We start from the raw sequence: 17,504 nt of genomic DNA, 5'->3' as shown, positions 1-17,504 counted from the left end.
GATGAGGAGTGGTCGATGGCCGAACGCCCTGACCTGTCGGATTGGGAAGCGCTTGCGTCTCGCGAGGTGAAGGGTCGCGACCTCGACTGGCAGACGCCCGAGGGGATCACGGTCAAGCCGCTCTACACCGCCGCCGATGTGCGCGAAGATCCCGGCCTGCCGGGCTTCGCCCCGTTCACGCGCGGCGTGCGCGCGAGCATGTATGCGGGCCGCCCCTGGACGATCCGGCAATATGCGGGCTTCTCCACCGCCGTGGAGTCCAATGCCTTCTATCGCCGCAATCTGGCGGCGGGGCAGAAGGGGCTGTCGGTCGCCTTCGATCTGGCGACCCACCGGGGTTATGACAGCGACCACCCGCGCGTGACGGGCGACGTGGGCAAGGCGGGCGTCGCGATCGACACGGTCGAGGATATGAAGATCCTGTTCGACGGCATCCCGCTGGATGCCATGTCGGTCAGCATGACGATGAACGGCGCGGTGATCCCGGTGCTGGCCTTCTTCATCGTCGCGGCCGAGGAGCAGGGGGTTCATCGTTCCAAGCTGGAAGGGACCATCCAGAACGACATCCTCAAGGAGTTCATGGTCCGTAACACCTATATCTACCCCCCTGAGCCGAGCATGCGGATCATCTCGGACATCTTCGCCTATACCTCGGCCGAGATGCCGAAGTTCAACAGCATCTCGATCAGCGGTTATCACATGCAGGAGGCCGGGGCGACACAGCTCCAGGAGCTGGCCTTCACCATCGCCGATGGCATGGAATATGTGAAATACGGCGTCGCCTCGGGTTTGGACATCGACAAGTTCGCGGGCCGTCTGTCCTTCTTCTTCGCCATCGGCATGAACTTCTTCATGGAGGTCGCCAAGCTGCGCGCCGCGCGTGTGCTGTGGCACCGGGCGATGACGCAGCTTGGGGCGAAGGACGAGCGCTCCAAGATGCTGCGCACGCACTGCCAGACGAGCGGCGTGTCGCTGACCGAGCAGGACCCATATAACAACGTCATCCGCACCACGATCGAGGCGATGGCGGCGATGCTGGGCGGCACCCAGTCGTTGCACACCAATGCGCTGGACGAAGCGATCGCGCTGCCCACCGACTTCTCCGCCCGGATCGCGCGCAACACGCAGATCGTGCTGCAGGAGGAAACGGGGATGACCAAGGTCGTCGATCCCCTGGGCGGCAGCTATTATGTCGAGAGCCTGACCCAGAGCCTAGTCGACGGCGCCTGGGACTTGATCGAGCGGATCGAGGCCGAAGGCGGCATGGCCAAGGCCGTTGCGGCGGGCTGGCCCAAGGCGATGATCGAGGAGGCGTCGGCGGCCCGCGCGGCCAAGGTCGACCGGGGCGAGGACGTGATCGTCGGGGTCAACAAATACCGGCTGGCCGACGAAGCGCCGGTGGAAATTCTCGATATCGACAATCACGCGGTGCGCGAGGCCCAAGTGGCGCGGATCGCTCGCGTGAAATCCGAACGCGATGAAGCGGCGTGCCAGGCCGCACTCGATGCCCTGCGCCAAGCCGCCCAAAATCCTCCCCAAGCTGTGCTTGGGGAGGGGGACCATCCGAAGGATGGCGGAGGGGCCGGGGCTGACGGTGCCGCCCCTCCACCACGCCCTGCGGGCGCGGTCCCCCTCCCCGAGCAAGCTCAGGGAGGAATGGGGTCGAACCTGCTGGCGCTGGCGGTCGAAGCTGCGCGGGCGCGGGCGACCTTGGGCGAGATTTCCGCCGCGCTGGAGGATGCGTTCGGTCGCTATGGCACCCAGCCGACCCCGGTGTCGGGCATTTACGGCGGCGCATACGCCGAGGACGAACGCTGGGCGCAGCTGATCCGCGGCGTCGAGGCGGTCGAACGCCGTCTGGGTCGCAAGCCCCGGCTGTTCGTCGCCAAGATGGGCCAGGACGGGCATGATCGGGGGGCGAACCTTGTCTCCTCGATGTTCGGGGATCTGGGCTTCGAGGTGGTGCCGGGCGCGCTCTTCCAGACTCCGCAAGAAGCCGCGCAGATCGCGCTGACCCGCGACGTCGATGTGGTCGGTGCCTCCAGCCTGGCCGCCGGGCACAAGACGCTGATCCCGGAACTGATCGGCCACCTGCGCGATGCAGGCCGCGCCGATATCAAGGTCATCGCGGGTGGCGTTATTCCTGCGCAGGACTATCAGGCGCTCTATGATGCCGGGGTGCAGGCGATTTTCGGCCCCGGCACCAATCTTGTGAAGGCGGCCGAGGATGTGCTGAGGCTGCTGGGCCATAATATGCCGCCCGAGACGGGCGAATGACAGGACGATACGGAATGACGACCACCCCCGCGCTGCGCACCGACTGGACCCGCGCCGAGATTAGCGCCCTGTTCGACCTGCCCTTCACCGAACTGCTGTTCCGTGCGGCCGAGGTCCACCGCGCGCATCATACGGCGGACGAGGTGCAGCTGTGCACTTTGTGCTCGATCAAGACCGGCGGCTGTCCTGAGGATTGCGGCTATTGCTCGCAAAGCGCCTCGGCGGAGAGCGACGTGAAGGCCGAAAAGCTGATGGACGTTCAGGCGGTGCTGGCGGCGGCCGCCGAGGCCAAGGCGGCGGGCTCGCAGCGTTTCTGCATGGGCGCGGCGTGGCGGTCCCCTAAGGAGCGCGACATGGACAAGGTCGTCGCCATGGTCGAGGGCGTGAAAGCCATGGGGCTGGAGACCTGCATGACGCTCGGCATGCTCGACGCGCCGCAGGCGCAGCGGCTGGCCGAGGCGGGTCTCGACTATTACAACCATAACATCGACACCTCGCCCGAAAACTACGCCAACGTCATCACGACGCGCTGCTTCGAGGACCGGCTGGAGACGTTGTCCAACGTGCGCGAGGCGGGGATTTCGGTGTGCTGCGGCGGCATCGTCGGCATGGGCGAGACGCGCGGCGACCGCGTCGGCTTCGTCCACGCGCTCGCCACCCTGCCACGCCATCCCGAAAGCGTGCCGGTCAACGCGCTGGTCCCGGTCAAGGGCACGGTGCTAGGCGACATGCTGGCCGACACGCCGCTGGCGCGGATCGATGATATCGAGTTCGTCCGCACCGTTGCGGTCGCGCGCATCACCATGCCGCTGAGCATGGTCCGCCTGTCGGCGGGCCGCGAAAGCATGTCGGCGGCGACGCAGGCGCTGTGCTTCCTGGCGGGCGCGAACTCGATCTTCACCGGCGACAAGCTGCTCACCGCAGGCAATGCCGGTGATGATGCCGATGCCGCGCTGTTCGCGAAACTGGGCCTGAAGCCGATGGAAGGCGCCGAGCCGATGCGGGTCGCGGCGGAGTGAGTTTGAAACACCGCCCCTGTTCCCCGGCGAAGGCCGGGGCCCAGTTGCGGTGAACCATCGATGGCGCGTGACAGAGGCCTTCCCCGAGGCGGCACGGCGCGCCACCGACCACAGGGGAACTGGGCCCCGGCCTTCGCCGGGGTGGTGCTTCCCACAAGACATTCGACACGGACCAACGACATAAAAGGAGAGGTATCCCCGTGTTCCAGAAAATCCTGATCGCCAATCGCGGGGAAATCGCGTGCCGGGTGATCCGCACCGCTCGCGCGATGGGCATCGCCACCGTCGCGGTCTATTCGGACGCAGACGCCAACGCCCCGCATGTCCGGCTGGCCGATGAGTCGGTCCGCCTGGGCCCCGCGCCCGCCGCCGAAAGCTATCTCAAGGCCGAACTGATCCTCGCTGCCGCCAAGGCAACCGGCGCGGATGCGATCCATCCCGGCTATGGCTTCCTGTCCGAGCGCGAGAGCTTCGCGCGCGCCTGTGCCGAGGCGGGCGTCGCGTTCATCGGCCCGCCGCCGAACGCCATCGCCGCGATGGGCGACAAGATCGAATCGAAAAAACTCGCCAAGGCGGCCGGGGTCAATGTCGTCCCCGGCTATCTGGGCGAGATCGCCGATACCGAGGAGGCGGTGCGCATTGCCAGCGAGATCGGCTTCCCCGTGATGATGAAGGCCTCCGCCGGTGGCGGCGGCAAGGGGATGCGGCTCGCCTGGTCCGAGGCGGACGTCCGCGAGGGCTTCGATGCGACCAAGCGCGAAGGGCTCGCCAGCTTCGGCGACGACCGCGTCTTCATCGAGAAGTTCATCGAAAGCCCGCGCCATATCGAGATCCAGGTGCTGGGCGACCAGCATGGCAACATCGTCTATCTCGGCGAGCGCGAATGTTCGGTCCAGCGCCGCCACCAGAAGGTGGTCGAGGAAGCCCCGTCGCCCTTCGTCACGCCCGAAATGCGCCGCGCGATGGGCGAGCAGGCGGTCGCGCTGGCCCGCGCGGTCGGCTATTATTCGGCCGGGACCGTCGAGCTGATCGTGTCGGGCGCGGATACGAGCGGCAAGAGCTTCTACTTCCTGGAGATGAACACCCGGCTTCAGGTGGAGCATCCGGTGACGGAAGAGATCACCGGCCTCGATCTGGTCGAACAGATGATCCGTGTCGCTGCCGGAGAGCCGCTCGCTTTTACCCAAGACGAGGTGACGCTGACCGGCTGGGCGATCGAGAACCGCGTCTATGCCGAGGACCCGTATCGCGGCTTCCTGCCCTCGACCGGACGGCTGATCCGCTACAACCCGCCTGCCGAACAGGCCGATGACGACGTACGCGTCCGCATCGACGACGGCGTCGCCGAAGGTGGCGAGGTCAGCATGTTCTACGATCCCATGATCGCCAAGCTCGTCACCTGGGCGCCGACCCGCGAAGCCGCGATCGATGCGCAGATCGCCGCACTCGACGCCTTCGAGATTGCAGGTCCTGGCACGAATATCGACTTCGTCTCGGCACTGATGCAGCATCCGCGCTTCCGGTCAGGCGCGCTGTCGACCGGCTTCATCGCCGAGGAATATCCCGAAGGCTTCCAGGGCGCGCCTGCGTCGGAGGACTTGACCCGGACGCTCGCGGCCATCGCGGCCTTCGCCGCCACCGCCGAAGCCGACCGCGCGCGCCGTATCGACGGCCAACTCGGCCACCGGCTGCAACCCCCCGCCGACTGGACGGTACGGATCGGCCGTGTCGATCATCAGGTCAACGTGTCGACCGACGGCCTCAGCGTCGATGGGGCGGCTCTGGACCTCGCCATCGCCTATACGCCGGGCGACCGGATGATCGCGGTCGAGGATGACGCGGGCGAGACGCTTCACGTCCGCATCGCGAAAACCCGCACCGGTTTCCGCCTGACCACACGCGGGGCCAGCCACTCAGTCCGCGTCCTGCCCGCCCGCGCGGCGGCCTATGCAAAGCACCTGATCGAGAAGGTCCCGCCCGACCTGTCGAAATTCCTCATCGCGCCGATGCCGGGCCTGCTCGTCCGCCTCGACGTGGCCGAAGGGGATAAGGTCGAGGCAGGTCAGCCGCTCGCGGTGGTCGAGGCGATGAAGATGGAAAACATCCTGCGCGCGGCGAAGACGGGTACGGTCAAGACCATCACCGCCAAGACCGGCGACAGCCTGGCCGTCGATGCCGTGATTCTCGAACTGGAGTAAGCGCGAGAAGCCAGACTTATTCCTCCCCTGCAAGGGGAGGGGGACCATGCGCAGCATGGTGGAGGGGTGTTCCGCTCTCGATAGGGTGACACCCCTCCGTCAGGGCTACGCCCAGCCACCTCCCCTTGCAGGGGAGGAATGGGGGAGGGCGCTACTGGCCAGCGACCGCCAATATCCGCTCGGCTTCGGCCAGGTGCAGCCGTTCGACCATCTGCCCGTCCAGTCGGATCGCGCCGAGCGCTGCCTGGGCGGGATCGGAAAAGGCCGCGACCACTCGCTGCGCCCAGGCGATCTCGGCTTCGTCGGGTCCAAATCCCGTATTGGCCGCCGCGATCTGGTTCGGGTGGATCAGCGTCTTGCCGTCAAAGCCCAGCCGCCGTCCCTCGGCGCATTCGGCCGTCAGCCGCTCCGGCGCGTCGAGGGCGTTGCACACACCGTCGAGCGCTACCAGTCCGGCGGCCCGCGCCGCGACGACGATCTGAACGCGCAGCGGCAGGAGGGCTTCGGGCGCAGGCGGGGCGGGCAGGCGCATTTCCTTGGCGAGGTCGTTGGTGCCCGCGACCAAGGCCGCAAGGCCCAGCTCACGCGCCGCCGTCGCGATCGCGCCGAGCGACAGGATGCCGCGACACGTCTCGATCATCGCCCAGAGCGGAATGCCCGGCCCCAATGTCGACCGCGCGGTGGCGAGTGTGGTGACATCATCGACCTTGGGGATCAGCACCGCCGCCGGACGCGCGGTCGCCAGCGCGGCGAGATCGTCCGCCGCATGGGGGGTGTCGAGCCCGTTGGTCCGCACGACCAGCAACCGTTCGCCAAAGCCGCCCTCGCGAACCGCCGCCGCCGCTGCGTCGCGCGCCTCCGTCTTGAGATCGGGGGCGACCGCATCCTCCAGGTCGAGGATCACCGCATCGCTGGCCAGCGTCCGCGCCTTGGCGATGGCGCGCGGATTGGATGCGGGGAGGAACAGGGCGCTGCGCAAGATCATGGGCGGACCATAGACGGGCAAGCCCCGCCCCGTCACGTCCGCCTCTGGTAAATCACCGCCGCCACCCCATAGTCGAAGGATCAAGGGGGACTATGATGCGATCGATCGGAATGCGGCGATGATGGCCGCGCTGGTGCTTCTGGGCCTGACGGCGTTGCTTCGTCTCTATCCGGCGTTGCCGATCAGCCGCTGGCTATCGCGGTTCATGGTCGAGGCTCCGGCTCGCTGGCTCAATCGGGTAAGTCGGGCGCAATGGGGTGTTATGCTGCTGGGAATGGGCCTGATCGGGCTGGCGATCTGGTTCGAGATCGACGAAATCCGGATGCTTGCCATGGCGGGCGGATCGATGGGCGATCTGGTCATGATGGCCTCGGCGATCGAATGGGGTGGGGTGGCCGAATTGGCCATGGCCGCGATCCTGTCCTCGTCGATGCTGGGACGCTGGCCGGTGATCCGCCGGATCGTCGCCCGGCGAAGTGCGGCGCGCGGCGTGCGGACGCGTCGGGTTCGCCCGCCCGCCAACGACCATGGCGATGACGATCATGACAGGCTGGTTGCCTGATTTTTCGAATATGAAACTCGATCCGGAACTAAAATCGCTGATCGGGGTTCACAGCGCGAATGAAACCCGTCCCGCGCTCACTCTCGATCGTTGCGCGACTGGCGTCGGCGTGTCTTTGCGCCGCGCTGGCGGGGTGTGTGCCGGGCGTGCTCGACCCCGCCGGTCCTATCGCGGCGGGTGAGCGGAGCATTTTCTTCAACGCGCTGGCGGTGATGCTGGCGATCGTCGTGCCGGTCATCATCCTGGTCTTCGCCTTCAGCTGGTGGTTCCGCGCGAGTAACGGCGCCGCCAAGCATCTGCCCGAATGGGCCTATTCGGGGCGGCTGGAGCTGTTGGTCTGGTCCATCCCGGCGCTGGCGATCATGTTCCTGGGCGGCATCGCCTGGATCGGCAGCCATGATCTCGACCCGCCCAAGCCGATCGCCTCACACGCAAAGCCGATGACGGTCGAGGTCGTCGCGACCGACTGGAAATGGCTGTTCCTCTATCCCGAACAGGGGATCGCCACGATCAACCGGCTGGTCGTGCCGGTCGGAACCCCGGTCAAGTTCCGCATCACCTCGGCGGGCGTGATGAACAGTTTCTTCGTGCCGCAACTGGGCAGCCAAATCTACGCCATGTCGGGCATGGACTCCACGCTCCACCTGCGGGCGGACAAGGTGGGGCGGTATCGCGGGCTGTCGGCGCATTATAGCGGGGAAGGCTTTGCCGATATGGACTTTTTCGCCGATGCCGTACCGCAACAGGCGTTCGACCGCTTCGTCGCGCAGGCCAAGGCCGGGCAGGGCAAGACGCTCGATTGGGCCGAGTTCGTCGCGGTGGCGCGGCCGAGCCTGAATGTCCGCCCGGCCAGCTATCCGCGGCTTCAGCCCGGACTCTATGACCAGATCGTGATGCAAAAAGGGGCACCGATCAGCAAGACGGCGAAGGACGGGCGTCAGCAATGACCCTGACCGGCAAGCTCGGCTGGGACTCGATCCCCTTCAGCGAACCGTTGCCGCTGGTCGCCGCGGGCGTGGTGGGGGCGGTATTGTTCGCCACCTGCGTCTGGGCCTGGTGGCGCGGCCATGTCCCCTATCTGTGGCGCGAATGGATCACCAGCGTCGATCACAAGCGGATCGGCGTGATGTATTGCGTCCTGGCGGGCGTGATGCTGCTGCGCGGCTTTTCCGACGCGATCCTGATGCGCTCGCAACAGGCGATCGCCTATAATAGCGAAGGCTATCTGCCGCCGCATCATTACGACCAGATTTTTTCGGCGCATGGCACGATCATGATCTTCTTCGTGGCGATGCCGTTCATGATCGGGCTGATGAACTTCGTCGTTCCGCTCCAGATCGGCGCGCGCGACGTCGCCTTTCCGACGCTCAATTCGGTCAGCTTCTGGCTGACGTGCAGCGGCGCGTTGCTCGTCAACATGAGTCTGGTCATCGGCGAGTTCGCCAAGACCGGCTGGCTGGTCTATCCGCCGCTGTCCGAGCTGCGCTTTTCGCCGGGTGTCGGCGTCGATTATTATTGCTGGGCGCTCCAGATATCGGGGGTGGGAACGCTGCTGGCCGGCGTCAACATGGTCGCCACCATCCTGAAGATGCGCGCGCCGGGCATGGGTTACAGCCGGATGCCGATGTTCACCTGGACCGCGCTGGCCTCCAACCTGCTGATCGTCGCGGCCTTTCCGGTGCTCACCGCCTGTCTGGCGATGCTGATCCTCGACCGCTATCTGGGCTTTCATTTCTTCACCCCCGAAATGGGCGGCAACCAGATGATGTTCGTCAACCTCATCTGGGCCTGGGGTCATCCCGAGGTCTACATCCTGGTACTGCCCGCCTTCGGCATCTTTTCCGAGGTGATCTCGACCTTTTCGTCCAAGCCTTTGTTCGGATACCGGTCGATGGTCATCGCGACCATGGTGATCTGCATCCTGTCCTTCATGGTCTGGCTGCACCATTTCTTCACCATGGGCGCCGGGGCCGATGTGAACGGCTTTTTCGGCATCACCACGATGATCATCGCGGTGCCGACGGGGGTGAAGGTCTTCAACTGGCTGTTCACCATGTATGGCGGGCGCATCCGCTTCACCTCGATGATGCTGTGGTCGATCGGGTTCATCGTGACCTTCGTCATCGGCGGCATGACCGGCGTGATGCTGGCGGTCCCGCCCGCCGACTTCGTGCTGCACAACTCGCTGTTCCTGGTCGCGCATTTCCACAACGTCATCATCGGCGGCGTGCTGTTCGGGGCCTTTGCGGGCTTCACCTTCTGGTTCCCCAAGATGTTCGGCTTCACGCTGGACGAGACCTGGGGCAAGCGTGCCTTCTGGCTGTGGCTGAGCGGCTTCTACCTCGCCTTCATGCCGCTCTATGTCCTGGGCCTGATGGGCATGACGCGGCGGATGCAGCATTATGACGTGCCCGGCTGGCATCCCTGGCTGATCGCGGCGGCGTTCGGCGCGCTGTTGATCCTGGGCGGCATCGCGTGCCAGATCAGGATGCTTTACGTCTCGATCAAGACGCGGGGCGACCGCATCGACGAGAGCGGCGATCCCTGGGACGGGCGCACGCTGGAATGGATCACCACCTCGCCGCCGCCCGCTTTCAACTTCGCGGTATTGCCCGATGTGAAGGGGGAGGAGGCCTATTGGGGCATCAAGGCGCGTGCACGCGAGAACCGCGCTCTGTCCGACCGCCCCGATTACGAACCGATCGAGATGCCGCGCAACTCGCCGACCGGGATCGTCGCGGCCTTTTTCGCCACCGCCATGGGCTTTGCGCTGATCTGGCATATCTGGTGGCTGGTGATCCTGGGCTTCTTCGGTGCCTGGGGGACGTTCATCGTCTTCGCGTGGCGCGACAAGGCCGAATATGAAATCCCGGTCGATGAGGTCGCGCGGCTCGATCAGGCGCGCCGCCGCAGCAAGGCGACCTTGCTCGACCTGCCCGAAGAGGCCCTGTCATGAACAAGAGCTTGGCATGAGCCAGACCGCCAAGGCGCATGATCCCAACAAGCTGGGCCGGGACAGCGAGCCGAACCCCGATGGTCCCGCGCCCAAGCGTATCGTGGTGTCCTATGGCTTCTGGATCTTCCTGCTGTCGGACTTCATCCTGTTCTCATGTTTCTTCGCTGCCTATGCGGTGTTGAAGGACGCGACGGCGGGCGGTCCTTCGGGACATGAACTGTTCGAACTGAAGCTGGTCGAGGCGGAGACGGCACTGCTCCTCCTCTCCAGCTTCGCCTGCGGGCTGGCCGGGATCGCCACGCTGGCGCGCGACATGCGCTGGTTCCAGATCGCGATGGCGGCGACGGGGTTGTTGGGCGCGGGGTTCCTGGCGCTGGAGGCCTATGAGTTTCTCCACCTGATCGGCGAAGGCTATGGGCCGGGGCGCAGCGCCTTCCTGTCGGCGTTCTTCGCGTTGGTCGGGTGCCATGGCTTTCACGTCACGCTCGGCCTGCTCTGGCTGAGCACGATGATGGCGCAGGCCTGGGCCAAGGGGTTTCGCGAGGATGTCCTGCGCCGCATCCTGTGCTTCAGCCTGTTCTGGCATGCGCTCGACATCATCTGGGTGGCGTTGTTCACCATGGTCTATCTGATGGGAATACGCTGATGAGCGAGCGGCCCGACGAGGAAATGGCCCGAGACGAAACCGCACCGGGCGAACAGAGCGAGCAGGATTCGATCGTCGGCGGCGTGCGCAGCTATGTGGTCGGGCTGGTCGCGGCGGCGATCCTGACGGCGGCATCCTTTGCGCTCGTCCAGTTCGACATCGTCTGGGGCCCCGCCGTGCCCGCCGCCCTGGTGGCGCTGGCGATCGGGCAGATGGGCGTGCACCTGGTCTTCTTCCTCCACATCACGACCGGGCCGGACAATACCAACAATGTGCTGGCATTGTTGTTCGGGGTGCTGATCGTGGCGCTGGTGCTGCTGGGTTCGATCTGGATCATGGGGCATCTGAACCATAATCTGATGGGGCCGATGGCGACGCCGTGACCATCGCTTGGAGCCCCTCCCCTTCAGGGGAGGGGTTGGGGTGGGGCTTCTCCACAAGCGTCGCGTTTGCGGAAGCGCCCCACCCCTGGCCCCTCCCCTGAAGGGGAGGGGAGTATGTATGTTTTAGCTTGCTAACATTGTGCCCCGGATGGCGGAGACGCCGTGTGTCCGATCGAAGCGCAGGATCAGGCTCTGGTCGCCCAACGGCAGATGAAGCACGAAGCCGTCACCGTCCCAATCCGCCGCCGTCATCGGATCACCCGATAGCGTGCGCCACTCGGCATCGGTCAGCCAGTCGATCCAGTCGAGCGGCGTATCCCGGCGGAACCGGCTGAGCGCTGCGACGAAATCCTCCAGCACCGCGTCGCGCGCGTCCCAGTCGAGCCATGTCGTCTCGTTATCCTGGGCATAGCCGTTGTTGTTGCCCCGCTGGCTGCGGCCGAACTCGTCGCCTGCGGTCAGCATCGGGGTGCCACGCGAGAGGAACAGCGTCGCCAGCATCGCGCGGACCGATCGGGCGCGGGCGGCGCGGATGGCGGGATCGTCGGTCGGGCCTTCCTGCCCATGGTTCCACGACACCTCGTCGCCATGGCCGTCGCGATTGTCCTCGCCATTGGCGTGGTTGTGGCGCGCGGCATAGGCGGTCAGGTCGGCGAGGGTGAAGCCGTCATGCGCCGCGACGAAATTGACCGATCGGCTATAGGCGCTGGCGAACACGTCCGCCGACCCCGCGATCCGCGTCGCCAGATCGCCGCTGCGCCCGTCGCCACGCCAGAAACGGCGCAGCTGATCGCGATATGTGTCGTTCCATTCCAGCCAATGCTCGGGAAAGTTGCCGAGCTGGTATCCGCCGGGTCCGATGTCCCAGGGCTCGGCGATCATGACGCGGGTCGACAGGATGGGATCGGCGGCGATCTCGGCGAAGATGGGGGCGTGGGCATCGAAGCCCGGCCCGCGTGCCAGCACCGGCGCGAGGTCGAAGCGGAAGCCGTCCACCCCCGCCCGCGCGAAATGGCGCAGGCTGTCGAGGATGATCGCGCGGACGCTCGGGCGGCTGGCGTCGAGCGTGTTACCGGTGCCCGCATCGTTGATGAGCGTGCCGGTGGGGTTCCGTGCATATACCTCCGGATCGAGGCCTCGAACGGACAAGGTGCCGCCCTGAACATCGCTCTCGCCCATATGGTTGAAGACGAGATCGAGGATGACGCCGATTCCAGCCTTACGCAGCGCTGCGATCGTGGCGGCCAGTTCGGCGACGCCCCCCGGCACCCGCTCGGGGCAGAGCGCCATCGGTACGACCGGGTTATAACCCCATGCGTTGCGCAGGCCGAGCGGGGGCAAATGCCGCTCGTCGATGGCGGCGGTGATCGGCATGAGTTCGACCGCCGCCACGCCCAGCTTGCGCAGATGGTCGAGCACCGCCGGATGCGCGAGCGCAGCCAATGTGCCGCGCTGTTCGGTCGGAATGGCGGGATGGCGCATGGTGAAACCGCGCACATTGAGTTCGTAGATCAGCCCGCCGGGCCGGAAGAGCGGCAGGGCCGGGGTGGCGGTCAGGGGGGCGACGACGCGGGCGCGGGGGACGATGTCGGCGGTGTCCTCGCCGTAGATGCCAAGACGCGGCGACTGAACGAAAGGACGGTCGAGTTCGAGCGCATAAGGGTCGACCAGCAGCTTGGCGGGGTCGAACCACAGATTGCGCGCCGGGTCGTATTCCCCATGTGCGCGGTAGCCGTAGAGAGGGGCGGGGCCGGGAACAGTGGCGGTCCATATGTCGCCCTCGCGGGTCATGGTGACGCGGCGTTCGTCGGCCCCTTCGAACAGGCAAAGCTCCACCCGTTCGGCGGTCGAACGTACGGCGAAGCGGGTGCCGCCTGGGATCGGCGTCGCACCGAGGGGAAGGGCAGGCTGATTCGTCATGGCGCCAGCATTGCAATTCCTCCCCTAGAAGGGGAGGTGGCATCGCGTCAGCGATGACGGAGGGGTGTCACGGCCAGCGGGGACACCCCTCCACCAGCTTCGCTGGTCCCCCTCCCCTTGCAGGGGAGGAATTTTAGAAACCTTACGTCACCACATCGGGTTCGGTGCGGCCGGTATGTTGGGTGATCCCGGCAATCTCGTCCGCCGCCGCGATGATGTCGGCGAGCATCTCGGGCGTCTCGCGGTCGAGCTGGTCGGCGGAGTAACGCTCCAGATAGACGCGTAAAGTCGCGCCGCTGGTCCCGGTGCCCGACAGGCGGAACACGACGCGACTGCCGCCTTCGAACAGCACGCGGATGCCCTGGTTGCGGCTGACCGACTGGTCGGTCGGGTCGGTATAGGCGAAGTCGTCCGCCGTCTCGACCGTCAGGCCGGCGAAGCTCTCGCCCGGCAGGGTCGGCAGCTTGGCGCGCAGGTCGGCCATCAGCGCATCGGCGCGCTCGCTCTCGACGCCCTCATAATCGTGGCGCGCATAGTAATTGCGGCCATAGGTCGCCCAGTGATCGCGCGCGATCTGGTCGACCGACTTGCCCGAGGCGGCGAGGATGTTGAGCCAGAGCAGCACCGCCCACAGCCCGTCCTTCTCACGCACATGGTCCGAGCCGGTGCCCGCGCTTTCCTCACCGCAGATGGTCGCCATCCCGGCGTCGAGCAGGTTGCCGAAGAACTTCCAGCCGGTCGGCGTCTCATAGGCCGGGATGCCCAGCTTCTCGGCCACCCGGTCGGCGGCGGCGCTGGTCGGCATCGAGCGGGCGATGCCCTTCAGGCCACCGGCATAGGCGGGCGCGAGATGCGCGTTCGCCGCCAGCATCGCCAGGCTGTCCGACGGTGTGATGAAGCGCCCGCGCCCGATGATGAGGTTGCGGTCGCCGTCGCCGTCCGACGCCGCGCCGAAATCGGGCGCGGCTGCTGCCATCATCCGGTCGTAGAGTTCCTTGGCATGGACCAGATTGGGGTCGGGATGATGCCCGCCGAAATCGGGGAGCGGCGTGCCGTTCTTCACGGTGCCGCTTGCGAAGCCGAGGCGCTTTTCCAGGATTTCGATCGCGTACGGCCCGGTCACCGCGCTCATCGCGTCGAACGACATGGTGAAGCCGCCCTCGACCGCGCGCTGGATCGCGGCGAAGTCGAACAGGCTCTCCATCAGCGCCGCATAGTCGGCGACTGAATCGATCACCTCGACCGTCATGCCGCCCACCGTCACCTCGCCCAGCGTATCGAGATCGATGTCATCGGCCTCGACGGTCAGCCAGCGGCTGATCGATTTGGTGTTGGCGTGGATCGCGTCCGTCACCTTCTCCGGCGCGGGGCCGCCGTTCGAGATATTGTACTTGATGCCGAAGTCTTCGTCCGGGCCGCCGGGATTGTGGCTGGCCGACAGGACCAGGCCGCCCAGTGCCCCCCGCTGCCGGATCACGTTGCTGGCCGCCGGGGTCGACAGGATGCCGCCCTGGCCGACCACGACGCGGGCAAAACCGTTGGCCGCCGCCATGCGGATCGCGACCTGGATCACCTCACGGTTCAGGAAGCGCCCGTCGCCGCCGATTACCAGCGTCTGGCCGGTCTTTTCGTCGCCCAACGCGTCGAACACCGACTGGACGAAATTCTCGGCATAATTGGGCTGTTGAAAGACGCGGACCTTCTTGCGCAGGCCCGAGGTGCCGGGCTTCTGGTCGAGATAAGGCTCGGTCGCGACGGTCTTGATCATGGGTTCCCCAGCACGGATCGATAGAGTTCGGCATAGTGGCGGCCGCTATGGTGCCAGCTATAGTCGGCGTTCATGCCATTGACCTGCATGGTCCGCCATTGGTCTTGGTCGGCGTATAGTCTCATTGTGCGACGCAGCACCGCGACGATATTGTCGGTGGTGACATTGTCGAATTGCAGGCCGGTGGGCACGCCCATCGCCAGCGCGGCCTCGTTGGCATCGATGATCGTATCGGCCAGCCCGCCGGTCCGCGCGACCACGGGGACGCAGCCATAGGCCAGGCCGTAAAGCTGGGTCAGCCCGCACGGCTCGAACCGTGACGGGATCAGAATTGCATCGCAGCCGCCCTGGAGCAGGTGCGAGACGGGCTCGTCATAGCCGATCCGCACCGCGACGCGGCCCGGATGACGCAGCGCGGCGGTGGCGAAGGCGATTTCCAGCGCGGGGTCGCCCGTGCCCAGCACGACCAGCCGTCCGCCCAGCGCCACCAGGTCGTCGACCACCTCGACCAGCACGTCCATGCCCTTTTGCCAGGTCAGGCGGCTGATGACGGTGAAGATCGGGCTGTCATCCTCGTCCAGCCCGAACGCCTTCTCGACCGCGCGCTTGTTGGCGATGCGGTCGTCCAGGGTGTCGACGGTGAAGGGTGCGGGCAGGGCGGCGTCGGCCTTGGGGCTCCAGATGGCGGGGTCGATGCCGTTGACGATGCCGCTGACGCACTCGGCGCGGGCGGCGATCAGCCCTTCCAGGCCCATGCCGTACTGGGTGCGGTGGATTTCCTCGGCATAGGTCGGGCTGACCGTGGTGATCGCATCGGCGGTGCGCAGACCCGCCTTCAGATAGCCGATCTGGCCATAATATTCGACGCCCTCGACGCTCCACGCTTCGGGCGGCAGGCCGAGATCGGGGAAGTGATGCGCCGCGAACGAGCCCTGAAAGGCGATGTTGTGGATGGTGACGATGCTCTTGGCGACCTTGCCGGGGCCAGGCGCATAATGGAGGAAGGCAGGCGCCAGCGCCGCCTGCCAGTCATGCGCGTGGAGCAGGTCGAAGTCGTAACCCGGCACCGTGCCCGAGGCGAGATCGGCCCCGGCGCGTGCCAGCACCGCGAAGCGCCGCCAGTTATCGGGCCAGTCATTCCCGGCGGTATCGACGTAAGGCAACCCCTCGCGCTCCCAAAGCTGCGGCGCCTCGATCACCAGCAGCCGGTGGGTGCCGATCTTCGCCTCGCGAAGCCACGCGTCGGTGCCGATGATATGCGTCCAGTGATGGACGCGCGGCGCGTCCTCGCCGATCGCGCGCATCACCTTGGGAAAGCCGGGGATCAGCGTGGTGACGGCGATGTCGTGCGGCGCCAAAGCCTCGGGCAGCGCGCCGACCACATCGGCAAGGCCGCCAGTCTTGATGAGCGGAAACGCCTCCGAGGCGACCGACAGGACGGAGAGGGTCATGGGGACTTTCAGTTGGCCAGACGATCGATCATCGGCTGGGTGATGAGGCAGATGCCCTTGTCGGTGCGCCGGAAGCGCTGTCCGTCGAGCACGGGATCGTCGCCGACCACCAGCCCGTCGGGGATTTTGACGCCGCGATCGAGGATCACGCGCCGCAGCCGCGCGCCCCGCCCGATATGGCAGAAGGGCAGGACCACCGCTTCGTCGAGCATCGCGAAGCTGTGGGTGCGCACGCCGGTCGACAGCAGCGAGCGGTGGATCGACGATCCCGACACGATGCAGTCGCCCGCGACCAGGCTGGCGACCGCCGAGCCGCGACGCCCATCGATATCATGGACGAACTTGGCGGGCGGCGTGATCTCGGCATAGGTCCAGAGCGGCCAGCTGCGGTCGTACAGGTCGAGTTGCGGCACCACGTCGGTCAGGTCGAGGCTGGCTTCCCAATAGGCGTCGACCGTGCCGACATCGCGCCAATAGGCGCCGGGCTCGTCATGCGAGCGGACGCAGCTGGCGGAGAAGCGGTGCGCCTGGGCTTTGCCGTGTTCGACCAGATAGGGGATGATGTCCTTGCCGAAGTCGCGCGACGAGCCGGGCGTGGCGGCATCGCGGCGCAATTGCTCGAACAGGAAAGCGGTGCGGAAGACATAGATGCCCAGGGACGCCAGCGCGACGTCCGGATTGCCGGGGATGGAGGGCGGATCGGCGGGCTTCTCGACGAAATCGACGATGCGGTCGGTCTCGTCGACATGCATCACGCCGAAGGCGCTGGCCTCGGCGCGGCTGACCTCCAGACAGGCGACGGTGACGTCGGCGCCACTGTCGCAATGCTGCTGGAGCATCAGCTCATAGTCCATCTTGTAGACATGATCGCCCGCCAGAATGACCATGAACTCGGGCGCATAGCTCTCGATGATGTCGATATTCTGAAAGACCGCGTCGGCCGTGCCCTCATACCATTGGAATTCGCTGATCCGCTGGCTGGCGGGGAGGATGTCGAAGCTCTCGTTGCGTTCGTCGCGCAGGAAGTTCCAGCCGCGCTGAAGGTGACGGATCAGCGAGTGCGCCTTGTACTGGGTCGCCACGCCGATGCGGCGGATGCCGGAGTTGATCGCGTTGGACAAAGCGAAGTCGATGATCCGCGCCTTGCCGCCGAAATAGACGGCGGGCTTGGCACGGGTGTCGGTCATTTCCATCAGGCGGCTGCCGCGGCCGCCCGCCAGCACATAGGCCATGGCATCGCGCGCCAGCGGTTGTCCGCGCCTCAGGTCCATCGTCCGTCTCCCGTCCCTTGTGTTCATGTCGCAACGCGCAGGCAAGGCGTTGGTATTCTTGTAAAAGC

At 66.1% G+C, this 17,504-nt stretch carries 13 protein-coding genes; 8 read left to right on the top strand and 5 right to left on the bottom strand.

What is annotated here, in order from left to right:
* Positions 1-15: 15 nt before the first annotated feature.
* The 3 genes from scpA to U1H82_RS07855 all read left to right on the top strand — a co-directional run bounded on the left by scpA (position 16) and on the right by U1H82_RS07855 (position 5,494).
* Positions 16-2,277: a methylmalonyl-CoA mutase gene (scpA, locus tag U1H82_RS07865; protein WP_322964374.1), complete on the top strand. Its 2,262-nt coding sequence runs from the start codon at positions 16-18 to the stop codon at positions 2,275-2,277.
* Positions 2,278-2,291: 14 nt separating this feature from the next.
* Positions 2,292-3,296: a biotin synthase BioB gene (bioB, locus tag U1H82_RS07860; protein ID WP_322964373.1), complete on the top strand. Its 1,005-nt coding sequence runs from the start codon at positions 2,292-2,294 to the stop codon at positions 3,294-3,296.
* 200 nt (positions 3,297-3,496) lie between these two features.
* Positions 3,497-5,494, top strand: coding sequence for an acetyl-CoA carboxylase biotin carboxylase subunit (locus tag U1H82_RS07855; RefSeq protein WP_322964372.1), 1,998 nt, complete (start codon positions 3,497-3,499; stop codon positions 5,492-5,494).
* A gap of 151 nt (positions 5,495-5,645) precedes the next feature.
* On the opposite strand, the gene U1H82_RS07850 is transcribed toward U1H82_RS07855, so the two are convergent.
* The gene (locus U1H82_RS07850) at positions 5,646-6,479 is read right to left on the bottom strand and encodes an HpcH/HpaI aldolase/citrate lyase family protein (RefSeq protein ID WP_322964371.1); all 834 of its coding nucleotides are present in this window, start codon (positions 6,477-6,479) and stop codon (positions 5,646-5,648) included.
* Positions 6,480-6,597: 118 nt separating this feature from the next.
* Here U1H82_RS07850 and U1H82_RS07845 point away from each other — a divergent pair, with 118 nt between their 5' ends.
* Genes U1H82_RS07845 through cyoD form a run of 5 tightly spaced genes read left to right on the top strand, consistent with a single transcriptional unit; the run spans position 6,598 to position 11,026 of the window.
* Positions 6,598-7,041, top strand: coding sequence for a hypothetical protein (locus tag U1H82_RS07845; protein ID WP_322964370.1), 444 nt, complete (start codon positions 6,598-6,600; stop codon positions 7,039-7,041).
* A 59-nt stretch (positions 7,042-7,100) separates the two neighbouring features.
* The gene (cyoA, locus tag U1H82_RS07840) at positions 7,101-7,988 is read left to right on the top strand and encodes a ubiquinol oxidase subunit II (protein WP_322964369.1); all 888 of its coding nucleotides are present in this window, start codon (positions 7,101-7,103) and stop codon (positions 7,986-7,988) included.
* Positions 7,985-9,997, top strand: coding sequence for a cytochrome o ubiquinol oxidase subunit I (gene cyoB, locus U1H82_RS07835; protein WP_322964368.1), 2,013 nt, complete (start codon positions 7,985-7,987; stop codon positions 9,995-9,997). Before cyoA ends, cyoB begins: the two co-directional genes overlap by 4 nt.
* 13 nt (positions 9,998-10,010) lie before the next feature.
* Complete coding sequence (locus U1H82_RS07830; protein WP_322964367.1) at positions 10,011-10,643, top strand: cytochrome (ubi)quinol oxidase subunit III; 633 nt, start codon at positions 10,011-10,013, stop codon at positions 10,641-10,643.
* The gene (gene cyoD, locus U1H82_RS07825) at positions 10,643-11,026 is read left to right on the top strand and encodes a cytochrome o ubiquinol oxidase subunit IV (RefSeq protein WP_322964366.1); all 384 of its coding nucleotides are present in this window, start codon (positions 10,643-10,645) and stop codon (positions 11,024-11,026) included. Before U1H82_RS07830 ends, cyoD begins: the two co-directional genes overlap by 1 nt.
* 123 nt (positions 11,027-11,149) lie before the next feature.
* Here the strand turns inward: cyoD and glgX are convergent, their stop codons facing one another.
* The 4 genes from glgX to glgC all read right to left on the bottom strand — a co-directional run bounded on the left by glgX (position 11,150) and on the right by glgC (position 17,436).
* Entirely contained in the window at positions 11,150-12,946 is a 1,797-nt protein-coding gene (gene glgX, locus U1H82_RS07820) for a glycogen debranching protein GlgX (protein ID WP_322964365.1), read from the bottom strand.
* Between the two features lie 142 nt (positions 12,947-13,088).
* Complete coding sequence (locus U1H82_RS07815; RefSeq protein ID WP_322964364.1) at positions 13,089-14,714, bottom strand: alpha-D-glucose phosphate-specific phosphoglucomutase; 1,626 nt, start codon at positions 14,712-14,714, stop codon at positions 13,089-13,091.
* Positions 14,711-16,165: a glycogen synthase GlgA gene (gene glgA, locus U1H82_RS07810; protein WP_322964363.1), complete on the bottom strand. Its 1,455-nt coding sequence runs from the start codon at positions 16,163-16,165 to the stop codon at positions 14,711-14,713. The genes U1H82_RS07815 and glgA overlap by 4 nt, the downstream gene beginning before the upstream one ends.
* Before the next feature lie 8 nt (positions 16,166-16,173).
* The gene (gene glgC / locus U1H82_RS07805) at positions 16,174-17,436 is read right to left on the bottom strand and encodes a glucose-1-phosphate adenylyltransferase (protein ID WP_322964362.1); all 1,263 of its coding nucleotides are present in this window, start codon (positions 17,434-17,436) and stop codon (positions 16,174-16,176) included.
* Positions 17,437-17,504 lie beyond the last annotated feature (68 nt).

Source organism: Sphingomonas fuzhouensis, from assembly GCF_034659795.1.
Classification (GTDB): Bacteria; Pseudomonadota; Alphaproteobacteria; order Sphingomonadales; family Sphingomonadaceae; genus Sphingomonas; species Sphingomonas fuzhouensis.
Note: the sequence above shows the minus strand (reverse complement) of the source record. Positions and strands in the feature narration are given on the sequence as shown.

Coding starts and splice junctions, on each gene's coding strand:
- scpA (WP_322964374.1), top strand. CDS start 16: ATGGCCGAACGCCCTGACCTGTCGGATTGGGAAGCGCTTGCGTCTCGC.
- bioB (WP_322964373.1), top strand. CDS start 2,292: ATGACGACCACCCCCGCGCTGCGCACCGACTGGACCCGCGCCGAGATT.
- U1H82_RS07850 (WP_322964371.1), bottom strand. CDS start 6,479: ATGATCTTGCGCAGCGCCCTGTTCCTCCCCGCATCCAATCCGCGCGCC.
- U1H82_RS07845 (WP_322964370.1), top strand. CDS start 6,598: ATGATGGCCGCGCTGGTGCTTCTGGGCCTGACGGCGTTGCTTCGTCTC.
- cyoA (WP_322964369.1), top strand. CDS start 7,101: ATGAAACCCGTCCCGCGCTCACTCTCGATCGTTGCGCGACTGGCGTCG.
- cyoB (WP_322964368.1), top strand. CDS start 7,985: ATGACCCTGACCGGCAAGCTCGGCTGGGACTCGATCCCCTTCAGCGAA.
- U1H82_RS07830 (WP_322964367.1), top strand. CDS start 10,011: ATGAGCCAGACCGCCAAGGCGCATGATCCCAACAAGCTGGGCCGGGAC.
- cyoD (WP_322964366.1), top strand. CDS start 10,643: ATGAGCGAGCGGCCCGACGAGGAAATGGCCCGAGACGAAACCGCACCG.
- glgX (WP_322964365.1), bottom strand. CDS start 12,946: ATGACGAATCAGCCTGCCCTTCCCCTCGGTGCGACGCCGATCCCAGGC.
- U1H82_RS07815 (WP_322964364.1), bottom strand. CDS start 14,714: ATGATCAAGACCGTCGCGACCGAGCCTTATCTCGACCAGAAGCCCGGC.
- glgA (WP_322964363.1), bottom strand. CDS start 16,165: ATGACCCTCTCCGTCCTGTCGGTCGCCTCGGAGGCGTTTCCGCTCATC.
- glgC (WP_322964362.1), bottom strand. CDS start 17,436: ATGGACCTGAGGCGCGGACAACCGCTGGCGCGCGATGCCATGGCCTAT.